The sequence below is a fragment of the Flavobacterium sp. ASW18X genome, assembly GCF_005144745.1.
Taxonomy (GTDB): Bacteria; Bacteroidota; Bacteroidia; order Flavobacteriales; family Flavobacteriaceae; genus Croceivirga.
In genome coordinates this window covers 83033-103146 of record NZ_SWKK01000017.1, presented here as the reverse complement: position 1 = coordinate 103146, position 20114 = coordinate 83033, and the positions used below count along the sequence as shown (strand labels likewise).

General features: G+C 36.1%; 18 protein-coding genes. 6 read left to right on the top strand and 12 right to left on the bottom strand.

Annotated elements, in window-relative coordinates; translation table 11 throughout:
- From FBT53_RS12660 to rpsF, 5 genes are all read right to left on the bottom strand, one after another.
- Positions 1-493 (bottom strand): hypothetical protein (locus FBT53_RS12660; protein ID WP_136951559.1); only part of this gene is annotated, 493 nt, incomplete at its 3' end.
- 126 nt (positions 494-619) lie between these two features.
- Entirely contained in the window at positions 620-3811 is a 3192-nt protein-coding gene (locus FBT53_RS12655) for a carboxypeptidase regulatory-like domain-containing protein (protein ID WP_136951558.1), read from the bottom strand.
- Between the two features lie 103 nt (positions 3812-3914).
- Positions 3915-4367 (bottom strand): 50S ribosomal protein L9, encoded by a 453-nt coding sequence (gene rplI, locus FBT53_RS12650; protein WP_136951557.1) that lies wholly within the window; start codon positions 4365-4367, stop codon positions 3915-3917.
- Between the two features lie 13 nt (positions 4368-4380).
- The gene (gene rpsR, locus FBT53_RS12645; protein ID WP_054557866.1) at positions 4381-4677 is read right to left on the bottom strand and encodes a 30S ribosomal protein S18; all 297 of its coding nucleotides are present in this window, start codon (positions 4675-4677) and stop codon (positions 4381-4383) included.
- 4 nt (positions 4678-4681) lie between these two features.
- Positions 4682-5020 carry a 30S ribosomal protein S6 gene (gene rpsF / locus FBT53_RS12640; protein ID WP_136951556.1) on the bottom strand — a complete coding sequence of 113 codons (339 nt, stop codon included), beginning with the start codon at positions 5018-5020 and terminating at the stop codon, positions 4682-4684.
- Positions 5021-5255: 235 nt separating this feature from the next.
- Here rpsF and FBT53_RS12635 point away from each other — a divergent pair, with 235 nt between their 5' ends.
- Positions 5256-5948 (top strand): LytTR family DNA-binding domain-containing protein, encoded by a 693-nt coding sequence (locus tag FBT53_RS12635; protein WP_136951555.1) that lies wholly within the window; start codon positions 5256-5258, stop codon positions 5946-5948.
- Here the strand turns inward: FBT53_RS12635 and priA are convergent, their stop codons facing one another.
- Genes priA through nadC form a run of 4 tightly spaced genes read right to left on the bottom strand, consistent with a single transcriptional unit; the run spans position 5949 to position 10678 of the window.
- Positions 5949-8405 (bottom strand): primosomal protein N', encoded by a 2457-nt coding sequence (gene priA, locus FBT53_RS12630; protein WP_136951554.1) that lies wholly within the window; start codon positions 8403-8405, stop codon positions 5949-5951.
- Between the two features lie 10 nt (positions 8406-8415).
- Complete coding sequence (locus FBT53_RS12625; RefSeq protein WP_136951553.1) at positions 8416-8847, bottom strand: DUF2147 domain-containing protein; 432 nt, start codon at positions 8845-8847, stop codon at positions 8416-8418.
- Positions 8840-9820: a YihY/virulence factor BrkB family protein gene (locus tag FBT53_RS12620; protein WP_136951552.1), complete on the bottom strand. Its 981-nt coding sequence runs from the start codon at positions 9818-9820 to the stop codon at positions 8840-8842. The genes FBT53_RS12625 and FBT53_RS12620 overlap by 8 nt, the downstream gene beginning before the upstream one ends.
- Complete coding sequence (gene nadC, locus FBT53_RS12615) at positions 9821-10678, bottom strand: carboxylating nicotinate-nucleotide diphosphorylase (protein WP_136951551.1); 858 nt, start codon at positions 10676-10678, stop codon at positions 9821-9823.
- An 88-nt stretch (positions 10679-10766) separates the two neighbouring features.
- Between nadC and rlmH the strand changes: the two genes are divergently transcribed.
- Positions 10767-11240: a 23S rRNA (pseudouridine(1915)-N(3))-methyltransferase RlmH gene (gene rlmH / locus FBT53_RS12610; RefSeq protein WP_136951550.1), complete on the top strand. Its 474-nt coding sequence runs from the start codon at positions 10767-10769 to the stop codon at positions 11238-11240.
- Here the strand turns inward: rlmH and FBT53_RS12605 are convergent.
- From FBT53_RS12605 to FBT53_RS12595, 3 genes are all read right to left on the bottom strand, one after another.
- Complete coding sequence (locus FBT53_RS12605; RefSeq protein WP_136951549.1) at positions 11203-12126, bottom strand: type IV pili methyl-accepting chemotaxis transducer N-terminal domain-containing protein; 924 nt, start codon at positions 12124-12126, stop codon at positions 11203-11205. The genes rlmH and FBT53_RS12605 overlap by 38 nt on opposite strands.
- Positions 12127-12252: 126 nt before the next feature.
- Complete coding sequence (gene serA / locus FBT53_RS12600; protein ID WP_136951548.1) at positions 12253-14145, bottom strand: phosphoglycerate dehydrogenase; 1893 nt, start codon at positions 14143-14145, stop codon at positions 12253-12255.
- Positions 14146-14312: 167 nt separating this feature from the next.
- Positions 14313-14765, bottom strand: coding sequence for an isoprenylcysteine carboxylmethyltransferase family protein (locus FBT53_RS12595; RefSeq protein WP_136951547.1), 453 nt, complete (start codon positions 14763-14765; stop codon positions 14313-14315).
- 36 nt (positions 14766-14801) lie between these two features.
- Between FBT53_RS12595 and FBT53_RS12590 the strand changes: the two genes are divergently transcribed.
- The 4 genes from FBT53_RS12590 (at position 14802) to FBT53_RS12575 (ending at position 19956) form a co-directional block, all read left to right on the top strand.
- Positions 14802-15380 (top strand): non-canonical purine NTP diphosphatase, encoded by a 579-nt coding sequence (locus FBT53_RS12590; RefSeq protein WP_136951546.1) that lies wholly within the window; start codon positions 14802-14804, stop codon positions 15378-15380.
- Positions 15381-15563: 183 nt separating this feature from the next.
- Positions 15564-17324 (top strand): DEAD/DEAH box helicase, encoded by a 1761-nt coding sequence (locus FBT53_RS12585; RefSeq protein WP_136951545.1) that lies wholly within the window; start codon positions 15564-15566, stop codon positions 17322-17324.
- A gap of 74 nt (positions 17325-17398) precedes the next feature.
- The gene (locus FBT53_RS12580; RefSeq protein WP_136951544.1) at positions 17399-18175 is read left to right on the top strand and encodes a carboxypeptidase-like regulatory domain-containing protein; all 777 of its coding nucleotides are present in this window, start codon (positions 17399-17401) and stop codon (positions 18173-18175) included.
- A gap of 89 nt (positions 18176-18264) precedes the next feature.
- Positions 18265-19956 (top strand): alpha-amylase family glycosyl hydrolase, encoded by a 1692-nt coding sequence (locus FBT53_RS12575; RefSeq protein WP_136951543.1) that lies wholly within the window; start codon positions 18265-18267, stop codon positions 19954-19956.
- Positions 19957-20114 lie beyond the last annotated feature (158 nt).

Here is a 20114-nt window from a genome sequence, read left to right as displayed (position 1 = left end):
GAAAATTTGGCTTTGGTGTGTTTATTTCTTCAAATAAGGGACCACAAGTATTTACATCGCTAACGACTTCCATATCGGGCATGAAAATGGCTTTCACATCAACTCCTCCACAAGTTCCTGCATCATACTCCTCTATATAATCAAAGAAATTAATCTCTTGATAAAAATCATATCTATTTGATAACCAGTATGGCTCGCAATTCCATCTGATAGGTGTGCCATCCTCTGCCCAACCAAAATACGCATCCCATTTTATTACTGTAGTATTGCCCGTAACAAAACGTTCAGCATTATCATTACCATAAAATCTAATTCCACTTTCATATGCGGTAGTAGACTGATTAACATCATACGCATTATCTTCATAAAATCTTGTAGGGTCAATATGAGAAAATACAGTGCCTTGGCCATAACCAAAACTTCCCATGGCACAGAAAAAAAACAATATTAAATTTTTCATCTCATCATTTGCAATTTCCAAACATAACACCATACCGTAAGAATAGCAATTATTTTCGTTCAACTACTCGTTTACTTAAAGCTCTTAACCCATTTACAAACAAAAAAAAACCCTAACCTTTCGGTTAGGGGTTTTCTTTATTTAATTAGTTGACTTCGCTTAGTTAAATATGTAACGTAAACCAACTTGTGCTTGCCATCTAGATAATAAACTCTGGTCAAAACCAAACGTTTCTTCTACTGACTGATCAAAACTAAACGTAGGAACCTGATTTTCATCTACGCTTACTACTGAGATAGGATTTAAGTTTCTAGGCACTTGAATTACACCCCAATCAGAACTTAATAAGTTACCAAAGTTCAAGATATCTAAACTTAACTGAATGGTATTAGTTTTACCACCTACAGTAAAATTATAGTCTTGCAATAAACGTACATCTGCTCTGCTTCTCCATGGAGATAAAGCACCATAACGCTCCATAAAAGAACCTCTATTATCACTCAAATAATCATCTTGCTGAATGTAAGCTTCAAAACTTGAAGCCATGCTTGGGTCTACAAACTGCATTTGCTGTACTTCTGCGGCAGTAGGAATATAAATTAAGTCATTATTCTGGAAAGAAGAATCATTATTTATATTGCCTGCATAAGTGTAGTTAAAACGACCGCCTCTAGCATATTCCATAAATGCAGAGATTGTGGTTGCCCATTTGTCATTAGACCCATACTTAAATTGTTTAGAAGCTACCCCTATAAATCTATGATTGTCTCCGTACTTAGAATAAGACAATACATCATTGTTTGCATTACCCGTGTTTGGGTTAAAATCGAACGCGTCTCCTGTAATTTCTGCCTCAATAGAATTTACTTCCTTAGCATTTAAATAGTTATACGCTACGCTTGCATATAGACCGTTGCTAAACGTTTTCTGTGCTTTTACAGACGCATTCCAGATTCTACCTTTATCAGAATTGGTAAACACGTAAGCATTATTCCCCTTATCTTCTGCTGCATAGTAAGGTCTGTTGTCTCCTGGTGCATTTAACATTAGAGATGGATTTCTTAATCCCCAGTTCTGTACGTGTGCTGCGTTGATATCTTTGGTGTAAGATACATCTGTTGTTAAGATAATATCATTATCAAATCTATGATCTAAACCAAGATTGGTTCTCCATACTTGTGGCCACTCATAATCTGGGTCTACCAATTGATAAAAGAAAACATCTAAACCTTGTACTTGGTTACCCAACCAAACAAACGGAAAACGACCAGTAAATACACCGCTACCACCTCTTAATTGTGTTCTATTTTCTCCATTAACATCCCAATTAAATCCTAAACGCGGAGAAATTAGGAACTTATTACTTGGTAATTGCTCAGAATCTAAAAATACTTCTTCATTGGTATTAGGGTTAAAATATGGTATACCCGGAATGTATACTTTACCTCTATCTATATTTTCACGAATTTTATCAGCCGTATCAAAATACAAAGGCTTATCAAAACGCACCCCGTACGATAATTTAAAATCGTCCGTAACATTCCAATCATCTTGCACGTAGAAAGATAATTGACCTACATTAGTTTCTGCCAATGCCCAACCGCCAGGCTGACCATCTTCTATACCACTACTACCATTGAACGTAGCTTGTGCTCCAGCTAACAAATTATCTATCAAACCACCTGGTTGCGCATAGCTTAAAAATTCTTCTACAGATGCAAACGGTCTGTCATCACCAAAATTACCTGGTGTATTGTTTACATCAAAACCAAATGTACCTCCGTAAACTCCTAAATTAAAAGAATTATCGAACTGAAATTTTTCAAAAGAAAAACCAACAGTATACGTATGGTTTCCTTTAAAAATGTTCATGTTATTAGTCAACTGAAATACTTTCTGGTCCAATCTATTGTTAATAGAAAATGGCTCATGACCAGCAACAATATAACTAGACCCGTTGTTGTTTATTAAAATACTTGGAGCTGGAGATGATAATGGATTTCTAAAATCGTCAAAATGTGTATAACCCACCTGAAGTTTGTTGGTGACTTCGTTAGACAAGGTAGAATTTAACTCTACTTGTACACTTTGTATTTTGTTGTTAATTTCGTATCCAGAATTTTCAAATTGCAAGGTTTGCAAACTAGGCCCTCTAACTCCTAATGCTGTTGGGTGTGCTGGTTTTTCTTTAGATGCATTGAGAAAATTATAAATAACCGCTAAACGATTGTTATCATTAATATTCCAATCTAATTTAAAAATACCTTTAGTTGATTCAGAACCGTAGGTAAAACCTTCATATCGCCCTGTATCATAACCCAATGTTGCTAATGCATTAGATACAGATATTAAATCTGCTTCTGAAACTCTAGATTCACTCATAGAGCCAGAACCTGTATTAGGTACAAAACCGCTGGTTCCTAAGTCTGACCTTTCGTCTTTTTCAAAATTAGCAAAGAAAAATAATTTGTCCTTAACAATAGGCCCACCGATACTAACCCCGTATTGATTTTGCTTTAAATCTGGCCTTACTGCATCTTCTCCTTTTATTTTTTTACCTGTCATGCTTTCATCTCTATAAAAGCCATAAACAGTACCTTTTATTTCATTGGTTCCACTTTTTGTAACAGCATTAACCGTTGCACCCGTAAATCCAGATTGGGTAACATCATAAGGCGCTAAGGATACTTGTATTTGATCAATAGCATCCAAAGAAATAGGTTGTGCACCTGTTTGGCCTCCTGGCGTTGGAGCATCTAAACCAAAGGGGTTGGCAAAAAATGCACCGTCTAAAGAAAAGTTATTGTATTGATCATTTCTACCACCAAAAGAAGCGCCACCATCACCAGAAGTTGGCGAGGAAGCACTTGGCTCTAATCTTGTAAAATCAGCTGCAGATCTAGAAATAGTTGGCAAACGTTGTAATTCTCTTCTACCTACATTGGTTTCTGAACCTGTGCGGTCACTACCAAAGGTTCCAGATTGGTCAGATACTACAACAACTTCTTCTAATTGCTGACTATCTTCTACCAACTTTACATTAATGTTAAAGGTCTTACCTAAGGAAAGAAAAACATCATTCTGGTTTTGGGTTTTAAAACCAACGTAAGAAATACTGACCTCATAAGGACCACCTACACGTAGGTTTAATAAATTGAACCTACCTTCTTCATTAGTAATAGCTCCGTAATTTGTTCCTGTGGGAGTATGTACTGCAATTACATTAGCCCCTAACAAAGGCTCGCCTAAATCATCAGTAACAGTACCCCTGATGTTAGATGTGGTTACTTGGGCAAATGCAGACATCATAGTCAACATACAAATAAGGCCCGTGAGTAAAACTTTTTTCATCTTGTTCTTGTTAAATAAAGTTTAATTTTTTGCGAATATAGTGCAAAAAAAAAGAGCTATGCATGCATAGCTCTTTTTAACTTATTAACCAAGAATGTTGAAATTACTTAGCTTCTGCTACAACTTCAAAAGGAAAATCTACAATTACCTCTCTATGTAGTCTAATTACCGCGTTGTAAGGACCTGTTCTCTTTACAGAACCCCCTTGGATATTTACAAACCTTTTATCAATATTTTGACCTGCTTTAGCAAGGGCGTCTGCCAAATCTATGCTAGTTACAGAACCAAATAATTTATCACCAGCACCCACTTTAGCAGGAATTTTAATTTCTAATTCCCTAAGGCTCGTAGCTTTTTGCTGCGCTTCTTCTATAACCTTTTTCTCTTTGTGTGCTCTTTGTCTTAGATTTTCTGCCAAAACTTTCTTTGCAGAAGGTGTAGCTAAAGTTGCCATACCTTGTGGTATTAGAAAGTTTCTACCGTAACCTGGCTTTACAGTTACAACATCATCCTTGAAGCCTAAATCCTGTACGTCTTGTTTTAATATCAATTCCATGCTTCAATATTTATTATTTTAACATATCCCCTACGTAAGGCATCAAAGCCAAATGACGTGCTCTTTTTACAGCTTGGGCTACTTTTCTTTGGTATTTTAAAGAAGTACCTGTAAGTCTTCTTGGTAACAATTTACCTTGCTCGTTCACCAACTTCATTAAAAAATCTGGGTCCTTATAATCAATATACTTGATACCTGACTTTTTAAAACGACAGTATTTCTTTTGTTTATTAGTCTCAATATTAAGCGGGGTCAAATATCTGATTTCCCCGTCTTTCTTTGACTTTGCTTGTTGTTCTATAGATGACATGGTTTTACGCTTTTGTTTTTAGTTTTGTTCTTCTTTTCTCTGCCCAAGCTACAGCGTGCTTGTCTAACTTTACAGTTAAAAAACGCATGATGCGCTCGTCTCTCCTAAACTCCAACTCAAACGGCTCAATAGCCTCTCCTGGAGCAGTAAACTCAAACAAATGGTAAAAACCACTTTTCTTGTGTTGTATTGGATACGCCAATTTTTTAAGGCCCCAATTTTCTTTGGCGACCATTTTGGCCCCATTATTGATTAAGAAATCTTCGAATTTCTTAACTGTTTCCTCTATCTGTGTTTCAGACAGAACGGGATTTAAAATGAAAACAGTTTCGTAATGATTCATAAATATATTATTTTAAAGGAGCGCAAAAGTAATCATTCTTTATTCCTTACACAAGAAAATTAGAAAAACTTCGTTTTGGATTTTAGAAGTTATTAACACATAAATATATAATTGAAACGTACATCATGCTTTATGCTAATTACACAACAGAATATGCCATGTTTACATCTTTTGTTGCACTTTACCGAGTGAATTATGTAATTTGCCGATGATTTAAACCCCACAAATCACCCTTATGAAACTTAAAAGTATAATAGTAGACGACTCTTCCATGCAGCGCATGGCTGTGGCTAAGTTGGTCAACAACCACCCACACCTTGCTTTGGTAGCAGAGTACAGTAATGCAATTGAAGCAAAAAACGGATTAAAAAACCATGAAGTAGACCTTATCTTTTTAGATGTAGAGATGCCTATTATTAGTGGTTTTGATTTATTAGAAGCTTTAGAGAATCCACCACAGGTAATCCTTATTACTGGGAAGCCAGATTATGCGCTAAAGGCTTTTGATTATGATGTTACTGACTATCTACACAAACCTATTACGCTTGCTAGGTTTGAAGCTTCTGTAAAAAGAGCGGTAACCAAATATGAGCAACTCAACAGAACTGAAGAAGACGAAGAGCACATCTTTGTTAAAAGTAACCTTAAGAAAAGAAAGGTTATCCTAAATGATATTAAATGGATTGAAGCACTTGGTGACTACATCAAGTTAGTGACAGATGAAGCTAACATTGTGATTCTATCTACTATGAAATCTTTTGAACAGCAGTTACCAGCTGAAAAATTCTTAAGAATACATAAATCCTACATTGTGAATTTGGAAAAGATTGAAAAGTTCAACAGTAAAAATGTTGAAGTGGGGGGCAGACAAATTCCGCTAAGTAGAAACAAAAAGACAGAGCTTGCAGAGGCATTAGCCAATGTATAATTAAATATGGTCTACATTATAGACTAGTTTTATACTTCTAAAACGAGCAATAGCATCAAAAGAAAGTTGTATTCTTTTGATGCTTTTTTTTGTGTGCTGCACAGCTTCTTTAGGTTTAAACTTTATGAGTATATGTTTAATATACTCATTCCTTATTCTAGAAACCGCAGGATATTCTGGTCCTAGAACTTGTCCCTGCATGCTATTTCTTAGAGATGCTGCAAACCATTCTGCAGCCTCATTAAGCTTATTGTAATCTCTATCTTTTAGCGTAATCCGCATAATCCGCGTAGCAGGTGGATATTTAAACTGTTCTCGCTCATAAACCTGTTCCGCAAACATCTTTTCATAATCATATGTAGACACTTGCTGTAAAATTTGGTGATAGGGATTATATGTTTGTATGAGCACCTTACCTCTTTTTTGTGTACGGCCTGCTCTACCGGCAACCTGCACCATTAATTGAAAGCTGCGTTCGTGTGCGCGATAATCTGGAAAATTTAATAAAGAATCTGCATTCATTATTCCTACCAAACCCACATTCCTAAAATCTAGCCCTTTAGTGACCATTTGGGTACCTACCAAGATATCCATCTCTTGAGACTCAAAGGCAGCAATTATTTTTTGATAACCGTACTTGCCCCTTGTAGTATCTAAGTCCATGCGCCCAACGGTAGCATTGGGGAAAAGTGTTTTTAACTCTTCTTGTATTTGCTCTGTGCCAAAACCCTTGGTATCTAAAGTAGCATTGCCGCAAGCCTCGCAAGCCTTTGGTAAGGCTACGTGGTAACCGCAATAATGGCAACGCAATTGAGTTCTGTGTTGATGGTAGGTTAAACTAACATCACAATTGGGGCATTGTACCGAGTGCCCACACGTAGTACACTCTACAATAGGTGCAAATCCACGCCGATTCTGAAATAGAATAATTTGCTCATTTTCTGCTAAAGTCTCTTCTATCTCCTTAAACAAACGTTCAGAAAAATGACCTTGCATACGCTTTTTACGTGTTGCCTCTTTTATATCTACCAGTTCTATTTCTGGCATAAGTACATTGCCATACCTCCTTGTTATTTTGGCTAATCCGTATTTTCCAGATTTGGCATTGGCATAACTTTCTAAACTAGGCGTTGCAGAACCTAATAAACAGGCACTTTTATGTAATTGCGCCAGAACAATAGCTGCATCTCTAGCATGGAATCTGGGGGCAGGGTCAAATTGCTTAAAGGAAGACTCGTGCTCCTCATCTATAATTACTAAACCTAATTCTTGAAAAGGTAAAAAAAGAGCAGAACGCGCACCAATTACAATTTGCGCACTTTCTTTTTGCTGCAAAACACTATTCCAAACTTCTACGCGCTCGTTAACATTATATTTGGAATGATACACCCCAACAGCGTTGCCAAAGTAGGCTTTTAACCTATTAATAAGTTGTGATGTTAAGGCTATTTCTGGCAATAAGTACAAAACTTGCTTGCCCTGATCCATTACCTGCTTTATAAGCTTTATGTAAACTTCTGTTTTCCCTGCAGAGGTAACTCCGTGCAATAGACATACTTTATTAGCTTCAAAAGTCTTTTGAATCGTGTTTAATGCTACAGCCTGAAATTCATTGAGGATTACCTTATTTACATCTTTCTCCCTCTCTTCAAATTGGACTCTATCCGTTTGTAAATGGTAAATTTCAAAAATTTTCTTTTCTGCTAACGCTTTTAGTACTGCCTTGGATACCTGGGCTTCTGCTGCCAAGTCATTTTCCTTAATAGCCTTACGTGTTTGTGCGGCCATTTGGTAATAGGCAAGCACAGCTTTAGCTTGCTTAGGGGCACGACTTAAAGTATTCAAAACCTCGGCTAAAGCAGTTTCGTTTTTTAATGTTTCGCTTATGCGAATGTATTTTACGGTTTTAGGCGTATATTTTTCTTGGATGTCTTCTTTAAGTTGAATTCCTTTTTTAGCCACCAAACGCTGAATAACAGGCAATACTGTTTTCTTTCCTAAAATAGCAACCACATCTTTTATAAGCAATGAAGATTGATGTTTTAAGGCTTCAATTACCAAAAATTCATCATCATCTAGTGTAGTTTCATCTATTTCGGCATCGGTATTCGGTAGAATCATAGTTTCACTTTCTAACAAAAAAGCGCTAGGTAGTCCACTGCGTACTACCTCTCCCAATGTACACATGTAATACGACGCAATCCATTGCCAGTGTTTTAATTGGGTAGGATTTACTAGGGGGACATCGTCCAAAATAACTTCTATATCCTTAGCTTCGTAAGCTAGAGGCTTATCTTGATGAACTTTAAAAGCTAACCCTGTATACAATTTGGATTTACCAAAAGGTACAGCCACCCTCATTCCTTGTTTTATGTAAGTTGCCTCTGCTTGAGTAATACGATAGGTAAACATCCGCTCCAAGGGAATGGGCAGAATTACATCCAAGAAATATTCCATGAAATCTACGCTAATCTTTGAGTCTTAGCCACGTTTGGGTTCTATAGATAAATGCCAAATAGCCCCTAACTTTAAGTTGGTCTGGATTATCTGGGTCTAACCACAATTTACCCCTAAATGTCATCGCTTGTTCTGGATCAAACAAGCGTTTACCCTTATATTCACCAGGTTCGCTTTCTTTAAAAGCGGTTATGATTTCCATACCTTCTATTGGTTTGCCCTTTAAGTCACCTTCGCATTTCTCACAAACAGCTCCTTGTCTTCCTTTTTCTAGAATCTTAAGAATTTTACCATAAACGGCACCATCTTTTTTATAGATTTCGACTATTGCTTTGGCATTACCATTTCTATCATCAATGGTTTGCCATTTACCTTCTACCGTTTGTGCATGCATAATAATAGGAGAAAGCACACACAAAAGGACTTTTAACACTTTAAACATTTTCTTTTGCTTTATTTACGTTTTTTCTTAACGAATTTAATGTAGCATTAAGCTCAAACCCTAATAGCAATATATTAGAGTTTAACCAGATAAAGACCATCAAAATCAATAATCCTCCTAAAGCTCCGTAGAGCTCGCTATATCTGGCGAATTTTTCTACATAAAATCCGAATAAATAGGAAGTTAATATAAACAAAATCGTGGTAACCAAAGCCCCTACAGAAAAGAAACGTGCTTGTCTTCCCTCTACTGTTCCAAAATAATAAAGGATTGCAGTAAATAAATAGGTGAGTATTAAAAAGAAAATTACTTGCGCCAACTGCACGCCAAAGGCATCACCACTCTCTACTGCAATACCAAAAGTTTTACCGAACAATTCGCTGGTATATTCAATAATGTAAAATTCAAAATAAACAAAAGCAACCGCGCCAACTATTAATAAAATGGACAAAATAAGCCCCACCATTAAAGCATAACCATACTGTCTAAAATAGTTTCGTGTTAATTCTACGTGGTATGAATTTTCGAATCCGTTAAAAATAGAATTTACGCCATTAGCCACTAAGAATATAGATAATAGAAAAGCGGAAGAAAGCAACCCTCCTCTTTTTTGGTCTTTAATTTGCCGGTAAATTTCACTAAAGTAATCGCCTGTTGCTGTTGGCAAAAAAGATTCTAAAAATATTAAAAACTGTGTATCAAAATTCTCATTACCAACCCGGACGTATGGGATAAGGAATGGTACCAAGGTCACTAAAAATATTAACAAAGGAAAAAGCGCCATAAACAAGCTAAATGCAATGGAGCCAGCTCTACTAGAAATTGCTCCCTGTACAATGCCTAATGCATACATTTCTGCCAAATCGTAAATTGACAAGCCCTCAAAACCTGGTAATTTAATTCCTTTTAAAAACTGAATTACCCAATTAACTATAGGGATGCGCTCTAACTTTTCCTCTACCTCTTTGGACATTTACACCGCTTTTAGGCTTAAATCCATATTGTAAACGGAATGGGTTAACGCTCCAGAAGAAATATAATCTACACCACATTCTGCATAATGTCTTATCGTCTCTTCGTTAATACCACCAGAAGACTCTGTTAAACATTGCTCACCAATTAGTGCAACGGCAGCTCGTGTATCTTCATAATTAAAATTATCTAGTAGAATACGGTAGACCCCTGGCGTTTTTAGAATCTCCTTTACTTCTTCTAAATTACGAGCCTCTACAATTATTTTTAATTCTTTATTTATTTCTTTAAGATACGCTTGTGTTTGAGTGATAGCTTTGGTGATACCTCCTGCAAAATCTATATGATTGTCTTTTAACATTATCATATCATACAAAGCAAATCTATGATTCTCACCTCCTCCAATTTTGACTGCCCATTTTTCTAATGCACGTATTCCCGGTGTGGTTTTACGGGTGTCTAAGATTTTAGTAGTTGTTCCCTGTAAAAGACCTACAAAAAAAGCCGTTTTAGTTGCAATGGCGCTCATGCGTTGCATGGCATTCAAGACCAAACGTTCTGCCTTTAAAATACTCTGAGAACTTCCTTCTACGTAAAATGCAATATCGCCGTGCGTTACCTTGGCACCGTCTTTTAACAAGGTTTCTACTTTTAAACCCGCATCTACATAGGCAAAAACTTTTTTTGCAAAAGCAACACCAGCCAGAATACCTTCGTCTTTAACCAATAACTTGGCCTTACCTGTGGCAGACGCAGGGATACATGCAAGAGAACTATGGTCACCATCCCCAACATCTTCCCGTATGGCATTGGCAATAATTATATCTAATTCTTGATTAAATTGTGCTTCTGAAATCATAAAAGTGGTTTTAGCTAAAATACTAAATTACACATGTTACTACAGCTAATAAAATAGTATTGGTACTTTTGGGGTAAGCTTTTTACCTATGAAAATTACCTTGTTAGGCATTGGAAAAACAGATAGCAAAGAATTAGAATCCCTCATTAAACTGTACACCAAACGATTAAACTTTTATGTTTCTTTTGAAACAGCATTTTTAAGTGACATTAAAAACGCCAAAAACTTATCTGAAGCAGAACAGAAAAAAAAGGAAGGGGAATTATTGCTTTCAAAAATATCTACGGCTGATTTTGTGATGCTTTTGGATGACAAGGGTAAACAATTTTCTTCTATAGAATTTTCTCAGCTCCTACAAAAACGAATGAACAGCGGAATTAAAAATTTAATTTTAGTTATTGGAGGGCCCTACGGTTTTAGTGATGCAGTTTACGAAAGAGCGAATAGCAAATTAAGTCTTTCTAAAATGACTTTTTCCCACCAAATGATAAGGCTTTTTATTACCGAACAATTGTATAGAGGTTTTACGATTCTACGAAATGAACCTTACCATCACGAATAGGCGTTTTCTTAACTTTAACCTTTTTTTTAGGAACTTTTGTGAACATTGCGCTAATAGAAGGCGCTTTTGTAAGCGTGCCTCTATTTTCTTCGAACGCTTTAGACATGTTGTTAGACACACTTCTTAACTCTTCTAATTCTTCTGCTATAAAATTCATAATCTCGTCACGGCGCTCTGTTTTCTTTTCAATTTTTAAGACAAACTGTAAATCCATAATGTTTTTCATGTGCGATTTGAATGCATGAAAATGATGCCAAGCCAATGAACCCAGCCTTCTTTTTTGGTCCACAATTTTGTTGATGATGGGATTTACAATAAAGAAAATCTCAAACAGCAATATTAAGAGCGAAAATATTGCCAGCTCTAATTCTAAAATTCTGGTCGATTTTAAATCTTCTTCTGCTTGCTGTTGAAATTGATTTGTAATCTCGCCCATAATCCCTACAAAGTGGGTCACCCGATACTTTACATCTGTTTCTCTTAGTTTATCTAAATTGTCTAAGCCAGAAAATTTGGCATTTAGCCATTGTATGTAAGGGTGTAATCTATCAAAATTAACAGCTATATCTGCTTCTTCTAACGTAGGAATTCCCAAAGCAGCATTACCTTCTTGCAATTGTTGGTTTCTATGCATCAGCTTACTTACCAATACTTTTACTTCTCCAAAATTACAGTCCATGTATTTACAGTTGTAAAATTCTGTAAATAGCTGCTGAGCCAGTAAACGTTGTTGACCTGCAATATTAATGACCTTAGCAGATTTCCGTTGTTTTTCCAACGAATATTGGGTAACCGATTGTATAATGATGGTGATTACTATGATAGATACCACCAATAAATAATACGCCCTAAAGTGACGTCCAAACCATTCTTTTATCCTTTTCATAAACAAACAAACCTATCTTGTAAGGAAATTTCTTACAAAATAGGTTTGTTATTTGTTACGCAATACTAAATGTTGTGAACCGCTATAAAACTGCTGTCAACAATTCATTTTTGTAAACAGAATTCTCTAGTATAACACTCGGAATTTAATTGTATGCTCTATTGCTTTTAATTCCTTAATTATATCCGTATTATATTCTTTATCTAAATCAGTTATTACATAGCCTACATCTGGGTCCGTGGAAAGGAACTGACCCGTGATGTTCATATCGTACTTTGCTAGCAATTCATTTATTTTTGCCATTACCCCTGGCACATTATTATGAATATGTAAAAAACGATGTGCATTTTTCTGTTTTGGCAATCTAATATTTGGGAAGTTCACCGCATCTACCGTATTTCCAGAGTTAATGTAATCCATAATTTTATTGGGAACAAAATCAGCAATATCTCGTTGTGCTTCTTCTGTACTGCCGCCAATATGCGGTGTTAGTATAACATTTTCTAATCCAGCCAACTCTGTCGTAAAGTCACCGTTACTTCTTGGTTCCTCTGGATACACGTCTATTGCAGCACCACCTACTTTTCCAGACTTTAAGGCTTCTGCCAAGGCAGGTATATCCACTACAAATCCTCTAGATAAATTTATTAGCATTGCGCCATCTTTCATTTGCGCAATTTCTTCTTTACCAATAAAGTTTTTATTGGCTTTATTATCATCTATATGCAAGGTAACCACATCAGATATACTTAACAGCTCTTCTAAAGTACTGCACTTAGTAGCATTACCTAAAGCTAACTGGTCTGCCACATCATAATAATACACATGCATACCTATGGCCTCTGCCAGCACAGACAATTGTTTACCAATATTACCATACCCTACAATTCCAAGGTTTTTTCCTCTTACTTCTTGAGCATTTAAAGCTGTTTTAAACCACTGCCCCTTATGTATTTCTGTACTGCGAGCAAAAATGCTTCTCTTTAGCATGATAATTTGCCCTATAGCCAATTCCACTACAGAACGGGTATTGCTATAAGGAGCATTAAACACCACTACTCCATTTTTCTTAGCAGCATCTAAATCTATTTGTGTAGTTCCAATACAAAAAGCAGCCACCACCATCAATCTATCTGCAGCTTCTAGCACCTTTTTAGTAACTTGTGTTTTAGAACGTATACCTAACACATGCACTCCTTTAATGCGCTCAATTAACTCATCTTCCGGTAAAGCATGCTTTAATAATTCTACCGTAAATCCTTCATCAGAAAGGCGTTGTAATGCGTCTGGATGCACCCCTTCTAACAATAATATTTTAATTCTGTTTTTGGGATAAGATATTTTTCTAGGTAAATCGTTCACAAATAAAAATTCATTAAGGTTAGGAGTAACATAATCTGCATTATTGGCAGCTTTATCTCTATGCACATTTTCTGTGTATGCAAAAAACTTATCGGCAATACCGGCTTCTCTCATTACATAATCACTGTAACCATCACCAATCACCTGCACTTCGCCTTCTAAGTTTAAGTCTTTTAAACACTGTATTTTTCCATTGTGGGAAGACAACACATTTTCACGGTCAAAACCAACGATAGCTCCATCCCCATCAAACGTAAAAGTATTGGCATACACCCTTTCTGATGGAATATTGAATTCTTCTACAATTGGATCTATGAACTCTTTAAATCCGCAAGAAATGACGTAGATGTCATCTGAATGCGAATGAAAAAAATCCATATTTTCTTCTATGGATTTGGAGATTTTTTGACGTAGTTCTGTTATTAAATCGTTTAAGTCCGATTTATGAGCATTGAGCAAACGAATTCTTCGTTCTAAAGACTCCGTGAAAGAAATCTCTCCGTCTATCCCTAAATTGGTGATATTTTGTATTTCTTGAAGAATCTCATCTTTTTTTGGGTTGTCTTTTAAAGTCATTTCTGCCAAGACATCCAGAGCCTCTACCCTTGTCAAGGTGCTGTCAAAATCAAATATATATTTTCTACTAGTTGCTATCATGATAGGTTCTCAGAATAGACGGTAAAATTAAGGATTAATAGTTGGGTAGCAGATTTAATTCAGTAAAAAACAAGAATACCATCTACTAATTAACAATTTGATTTTAAAATGTGTTTCGCATTACGTTTTACCTATCAAAAAAAGGACTTCCCTTTCTTTTTTTCAAACTAAAACCAACGTCTTACCCCCTTTAAATAAATTCTATATGCTTTACCAAATTTTGAAATTAACATTTGCTCCTCTGGTATAATTTGATAGGCATTCATGTAATACACAAAGCCCGCTGCAAGCAAAATATTAAAGGCATTACCTAGATACAAGCCCCAAGCCAATAAAACCAATAATAAAGCCAAATACATAGGATTGCGAGTATATCCATAAATACCTGTAGTAACCAATGTAGTTGTATTTTGTAATGCAACCGGACTTATAGTAGTTTTGGCATTTTTAAATAGTAACAATGCCGCTAATGCAATGCAAATTGCCAAGCAAACCAATCCATACATAAGGTATTGCTGCCCAAAAAAGGTAAATTGCCCAAAAGGCAACAATTTTGCTATACCAAACATTGCTAAACCAAATACAAAGGTGACCAATGCAGGAATCAATTTTAATTTCATCTATTCTAATTTTACCTTAGCGCTAAAATTACAACTATGCAATTGGTTTTCGCAACCCATAACCTAAATAAGTATACCGAGATAAAAGCGCTTATGCCTAACCATATTGAGCTTTTAACCCTAGATATGATTGGCTGTACAGAAGAAATTGACGAGACTGGTCTAACGTTGGAAGCCAATGCACAAATTAAAGCTGATTATGTTACCAAAACCTACAATTTGCCATGTTTTGCAGATGATACAGGACTTTTAGTAGATGCCTTAGATGGCGCACCTGGAGTATATACAGCTCGCTACGCTGGCCCACAAAAAAATGCAAACGACAATATGAATAAGTTGTTAGCTGCATTGGAAAATAAAGACAATCGTAAAGCACATTTTAAGACTGTAATTGCGCTGAATTTAAATTCTAAAGAAAAACACCAATTTAACGGGGAAGTTCATGGAACAATTGCCTTAGCACAACAAGGAACAGAAGGTTTTGGGTACGATCCAATTTTTATTCCAGAAAACTATGACCAAACATTTGCTCAACTCCCACTACAAACAAAAAACACCATTAGTCACCGCGCTAGAGCTTTAGAAAAGTTGCTAGCCTTCTTAAGAACCTCATAAACAGTTACTTTTAAAAGAAATCTCACTTAAATCGTTTCAACTAAAGAATTAAGCGTACCTTTGCCGCTTAATTTACGCCGATGGTCCTTAAATAATAGGATTGGGGTGTTGCGCAGAGCTTTGGTTTATAGGTAATTACGCTCCATGCAACACACGTATTTGCGAGTACTTATAAACTATTTTATGTCAAATTTTGATTCTTTGGGGCTAAACGCCTCATTACTTTCTGCTATTGCAGACATGGGCTTTGAAACTCCTTCTGAGGTTCAAGAAAAAGCTATCCCTATTTTATTAGAAGACGAGACCGATTTGGTTGCGTTAGCACAAACTGGTACTGGAAAAACTGCAGCATTTGGTTTTCCGCTTATTCAGAAAATTGTTACGGAAAGTAGAACCACACAAGGGTTAATACTATCTCCTACACGTGAACTTTGCTTGCAGATTGCTAAAGAAATGAAGGCTTACTCTAAATATGAGAAGGGCCTTAACATTGTTGCCATTTATGGTGGTGCAAGTATTACAGACCAAGCAAAACAAATTAAAAGAGGGGCACAAATTGTAGTAGCTACTCCAGGACGTATGAAAGACATGATTGGTCGTGGAATGGTAGATATTTCTAAGATTGATTATTGTGTTCTAGATGAGGCCGACGAAATGTTGAACATGGGCTTTTATGAAGACATAAAAGATATTTTATCTAATACACCAAAAGAGAAATCTACTTGGTTGTTTTCTGCAACCATGCCTAAAGAAGTTGCTACAATTGCTAAGAAATTCATGCATCAACCTAAAGAAATTACGGTTGGTTCAAAAAATTCTGGCGCTAATACTGTACAGCATGAATATTATGTTGTAGGTGGTAGAGATAGATACGCTGCATTAAAACGATTGGCAGATGCCAATCCTGGTATATTCTCAGTAGTATTTTGTAGGACTAAGAGGGATACTCAGAAGATTGCTGAAAAACTGATTGAAGACGGTTACAATGCAGGTGCCTTGCATGGTGATTTGAGCCAGAATCAGCGAGATTTGGCAATGAATGCCTTTAGAAAAAAGCAAATACAGATGCTTGTTGCTACAGATGTAGCTGCTAGAGGTATAGATGTTGATGACGTTACCCACGTAATTAATTACCAACTACCAGACGAAATTGAAACTTACACCCACCGTAGCGGTAGAACAGGTAGAGCGGGTAAATCTGGTATTTCTATGGTCATTGTAACCCGTAGTGAGATACGTAAGATAAAGGCTATAGAAAAGAAAATACAAACTAAATTTCTAGAGCAGCAAATTCCAAGCGGAATGGAAATTTGTGAAATACAATTGTATCATTTAGCGAGTAGTATCAGAGACACTACGATTAATCCAGAAATTGAATCCTATTTACCAGCTATCAATGATGTTCTAAAAAATCTTGATAAAGAAGAGTTGATAAAAAAGATTGTTTCTGTAGAATTTACAAGGTTCTTCAACTACTACAACAAATCTAAAGATATTAATAGTAGTTCTAGAGGAAGTGATTCTTCTCCTGGAGAAATTCCTACAGAAGGCTCTGTACGTTACTTTATCAATGTTGGTGAAAAAGATGGCTATGATTGGATGTCTCTCAAAGATTTTTTAAGGGATAATCTGGGCTTAGACCGTGATGATATTTTTAAGGTAGATACCAAAGACACCTTCTCTTTCTTTAATACAGATGCACAGTTTGCTCCAATGGTATTAGAGACCTTTAAAGAATTTAAAGTTAATGACAGATTTGTCAACGTAGAGGTTTCTAAAAACCCCGGTGGTCGAAGCGGAGGAAAAGGTAAGCGTAGAGATCGTAAACGCGGAGGCGGTGACAGACGCAGAGGCGACCGTAATAGTAGCGGCGGCAATTTTAAAAAGAAAAGAAGTGGCGGACAAGGTGGTAAAAAAGGAAAAAAGGGAGGCGGATTTTTTTAGTTAATCCCTTGCTAAAAAGTAGGCATAGCTTTTAATTTTTTGTTGTTTTGTAATTTTACCATAGAAATTATTAGATGAACCTACGTATTTGGCCCATTTTTCTGTTATTATTTGGAGCGCTGACAGCGCAAACCAATGATGCAGAGTCACAGGAGGGCGAATTAAAAGCCATAGTTGTCAACGCTCAAACTGATTTTCCACTAGAGAGCGTACATATCATCAACCTTAATAAAGTAGTTGGTACTATAACGAATGAAAAGGGTGAGTTTACCGTGAAAGCAGCGGTAAACGACACCCTTTATTTTACTTTCTTAGGTTTTAAACCTCAAAAAGTTAGAGTTACCAACGACATGTTTAAATTTCAAGGCACCAAAGTAGCCTTAACAGAACTTGCCTATGCGTTAGAAGAAGTGGTTGTAAGACCATATCAACTAACGGGCTACTTAGAAATAGATGTAAAAAACTTACCTATTAACACAGGGTATCAATACAGTATTTCTGGCCTTAATAAAAGTTATGAGGCTGGTAACAAAAACCCTGGAGCAGTAACTAAGGTATTAGGAGCTATCATGAATCCTGCAGATTTATTACGAAACCTCTTTGGTAAAAAACCTGCGCAAATGCGCAAGCTTAGACAGATGAAAGAGGACGATAATATTCGCGATTTACTAGCATCTAAGTTTGATAGAGAAACGCTTACACAGTTATTACAATTAGATAAGATGGATATTGAGGATATTCTAAACAATTGTAATTATTCACGCTCATTTATAGAAACCGCTAATGATTTGCAAATCCTTGATGCCATTAGTAGTTGTTATGAAGAATATAAAGTGCTAAACCGTAGGTAAGACATCAAATTATAGTTTGATACCCATACCCCTTAATTTTTTTTTATTTTCTGAAGGGCATTTTATAGCTTTAGCCAAAATCCTCAACTATGAGAAAACTACTTATTGCAATGGCTATATTTTCTTTATTGGGTAGTTGCAAAAATCAAAAGAAAGAAACAGCGCCCGAGATAGAAAAAGTAGAAACCACCGCCGTAGTTAACCATCAACAAACGCCTTTTAAATGGGATGCTGCCAATATTTATTTTTTGCTTACCGATAGATTTAATAATGGTAAAACCGAAAATGACATCAATTTTGAACGTAAAGATTCTACAGCAATTCTACGTGGCTTTTTGGGTGGCGATATTGCTGGTATTACTCAAAAAATAGAAGAAGGGTATTTTACGGATTTAGGTATTAATGCCATTTGGTTTACACCTGTTGTGGAACAAATACAAGGAAGTGTTGATGAAGGTACGGGCCAAACCTATGGTTACCATGGATATTGGACCAAAGATTGGACAACGATAGACCCGAATTTTGGCTCTAAGAAAGAACTAGGACAACTTGTAGAAACTGCACACAAAAAAGGAATTCGTATTCTATTAGATGTTGTTTTGAACCACACTGGACCTGTTACAGAATTAGATCCCGTATGGCCAAAAGAATGGGTAAGAACAAGTCCTCAATGCGATTTTGAAAGTTATGAAGGTACAACAGCCTGCACTTTAGTAGAAAATCTACCAGATATTTTAACCGAATCTGATGAAGCCGTAGAATTACCAGATGCATTATTAGCAAAATGGAAAAAGGAAGGCCGATTATCTAAGGAATTAGATGAACTTAATCGCTTCTTTGAAAGGACTGGATATCCTAGAGCTCCACGTTTTTATATCATAAAATGGCTAACAGATTACATTCACGAGTTTGGTGTAGATGGCTTTAGAGTAGATACGGTAAAACATGTAAATGAAAACGCATGGGGAGAATTACGAAAAGAAGCCGAATACGCCTTTAATCTTTGGAAGAAAAAAAATCCCGAAAAAGTGTTTGATAACCAACCCTTTTACATGGTTGGTGAAGTATACTTCTATGGCATCTCCAATGGAAGAATGTACGACTTTGGTGATAAAAAAGTAGATTATTTTGCTAATGGATTTGATGCCTTAATCAATTTTGAGCTCCGTAGTGATGCAGAAAGAGACTACGAATCCGTTTTTAGAAAATACAGTTATTTACTACATACAAAGTTTAAAGGAAAAGGGTTTCTAAATTACATAAGTAGCCATGATGATAGCTCTCCTTTTGATGTTGACCGCACCAAACCGTACAAATCTGCAAATATGCTCTTGTTAGCTCCAGGGGCGTCTCAAGTATATTACGGTGACGAAACCATGCGCCCTTTAAAAGTAGAAGGTGCCATTGGCGATGCTAATTTGCGCTCTCCTATGAACTGGCAAGACCTAGATAGCTTAGCAACTACAAAACGTATTCATACTCATTGGCAGAAACTAGGGCAGTTTAGAAGAAACCACTTGGCTGTGGGGATGGGTAAGCACAAAAGACTATCTCAGAAACCATATGTATTTTCCAGAAGTTTTACAGAGGATGAAATGAGAGACAAAGTGGTAATTGGTTTAGATTTACCAACCGGTAAAAAAGCACTTTCTGTTAAAGGCTTCTTTGGAGATGGCACCCTTTTATTTGACACTTATTCTAAACAAGAGGTTGTAGTTAAAAATGGAAAAGTTGTTTTAGACAATGAATACGATACAGCTTTACTTGAATTAAAACAGTAATTCTATCGAAAGAAGCACCTATTATTGTTCTTATTTTCATCGTTCCTTAGTTTTTTAACCTGTAAACAATCTAAAAACTCAATTTAGCAACCGACAATCATATAAAAATTATCCAAAACAATCATGATGCTATCGTCATCTAACACGGATATGGAAGG

What these genes read in the sequence shown, in the direction of transcription:
- FBT53_RS12655 (WP_136951558.1), bottom strand. Translation starts at nt 3,811, where the DNA reads ATGAAAAAAGTTTTACTCACGGGCCTTATTTGTATGTTGACTATGATG.
- rplI (WP_136951557.1), bottom strand. Translation starts at nt 4,367, where the DNA reads ATGGAATTGATATTAAAACAAGACGTACAGGATTTAGGCTTCAAGGAT.
- rpsR (WP_054557866.1), bottom strand. Translation starts at nt 4,677, where the DNA reads ATGTCATCTATAGAACAACAAGCAAAGTCAAAGAAAGACGGGGAAATC.
- rpsF (WP_136951556.1), bottom strand. Translation starts at nt 5,020, where the DNA reads ATGAATCATTACGAAACTGTTTTCATTTTAAATCCCGTTCTGTCTGAA.
- FBT53_RS12635 (WP_136951555.1), top strand. Translation starts at nt 5,256, where the DNA reads ATGAAACTTAAAAGTATAATAGTAGACGACTCTTCCATGCAGCGCATG.
- priA (WP_136951554.1), bottom strand. Translation starts at nt 8,405, where the DNA reads ATGGAATATTTCTTGGATGTAATTCTGCCCATTCCCTTGGAGCGGATG.
- FBT53_RS12625 (WP_136951553.1), bottom strand. Translation starts at nt 8,847, where the DNA reads ATGTTTAAAGTGTTAAAAGTCCTTTTGTGTGTGCTTTCTCCTATTATT.
- FBT53_RS12620 (WP_136951552.1), bottom strand. Translation starts at nt 9,820, where the DNA reads ATGTCCAAAGAGGTAGAGGAAAAGTTAGAGCGCATCCCTATAGTTAAT.
- nadC (WP_136951551.1), bottom strand. Translation starts at nt 10,678, where the DNA reads ATGATTTCAGAAGCACAATTTAATCAAGAATTAGATATAATTATTGCC.
- rlmH (WP_136951550.1), top strand. Translation starts at nt 10,767, where the DNA reads ATGAAAATTACCTTGTTAGGCATTGGAAAAACAGATAGCAAAGAATTA.
- FBT53_RS12605 (WP_136951549.1), bottom strand. Translation starts at nt 12,126, where the DNA reads ATGAAAAGGATAAAAGAATGGTTTGGACGTCACTTTAGGGCGTATTAT.
- serA (WP_136951548.1), bottom strand. Translation starts at nt 14,145, where the DNA reads ATGATAGCAACTAGTAGAAAATATATATTTGATTTTGACAGCACCTTG.
- FBT53_RS12595 (WP_136951547.1), bottom strand. Translation starts at nt 14,765, where the DNA reads ATGAAATTAAAATTGATTCCTGCATTGGTCACCTTTGTATTTGGTTTA.
- FBT53_RS12590 (WP_136951546.1), top strand. Translation starts at nt 14,802, where the DNA reads ATGCAATTGGTTTTCGCAACCCATAACCTAAATAAGTATACCGAGATA.
- FBT53_RS12585 (WP_136951545.1), top strand. Translation starts at nt 15,564, where the DNA reads ATGTCAAATTTTGATTCTTTGGGGCTAAACGCCTCATTACTTTCTGCT.
- FBT53_RS12580 (WP_136951544.1), top strand. Translation starts at nt 17,399, where the DNA reads ATGAACCTACGTATTTGGCCCATTTTTCTGTTATTATTTGGAGCGCTG.
- FBT53_RS12575 (WP_136951543.1), top strand. Translation starts at nt 18,265, where the DNA reads ATGAGAAAACTACTTATTGCAATGGCTATATTTTCTTTATTGGGTAGT.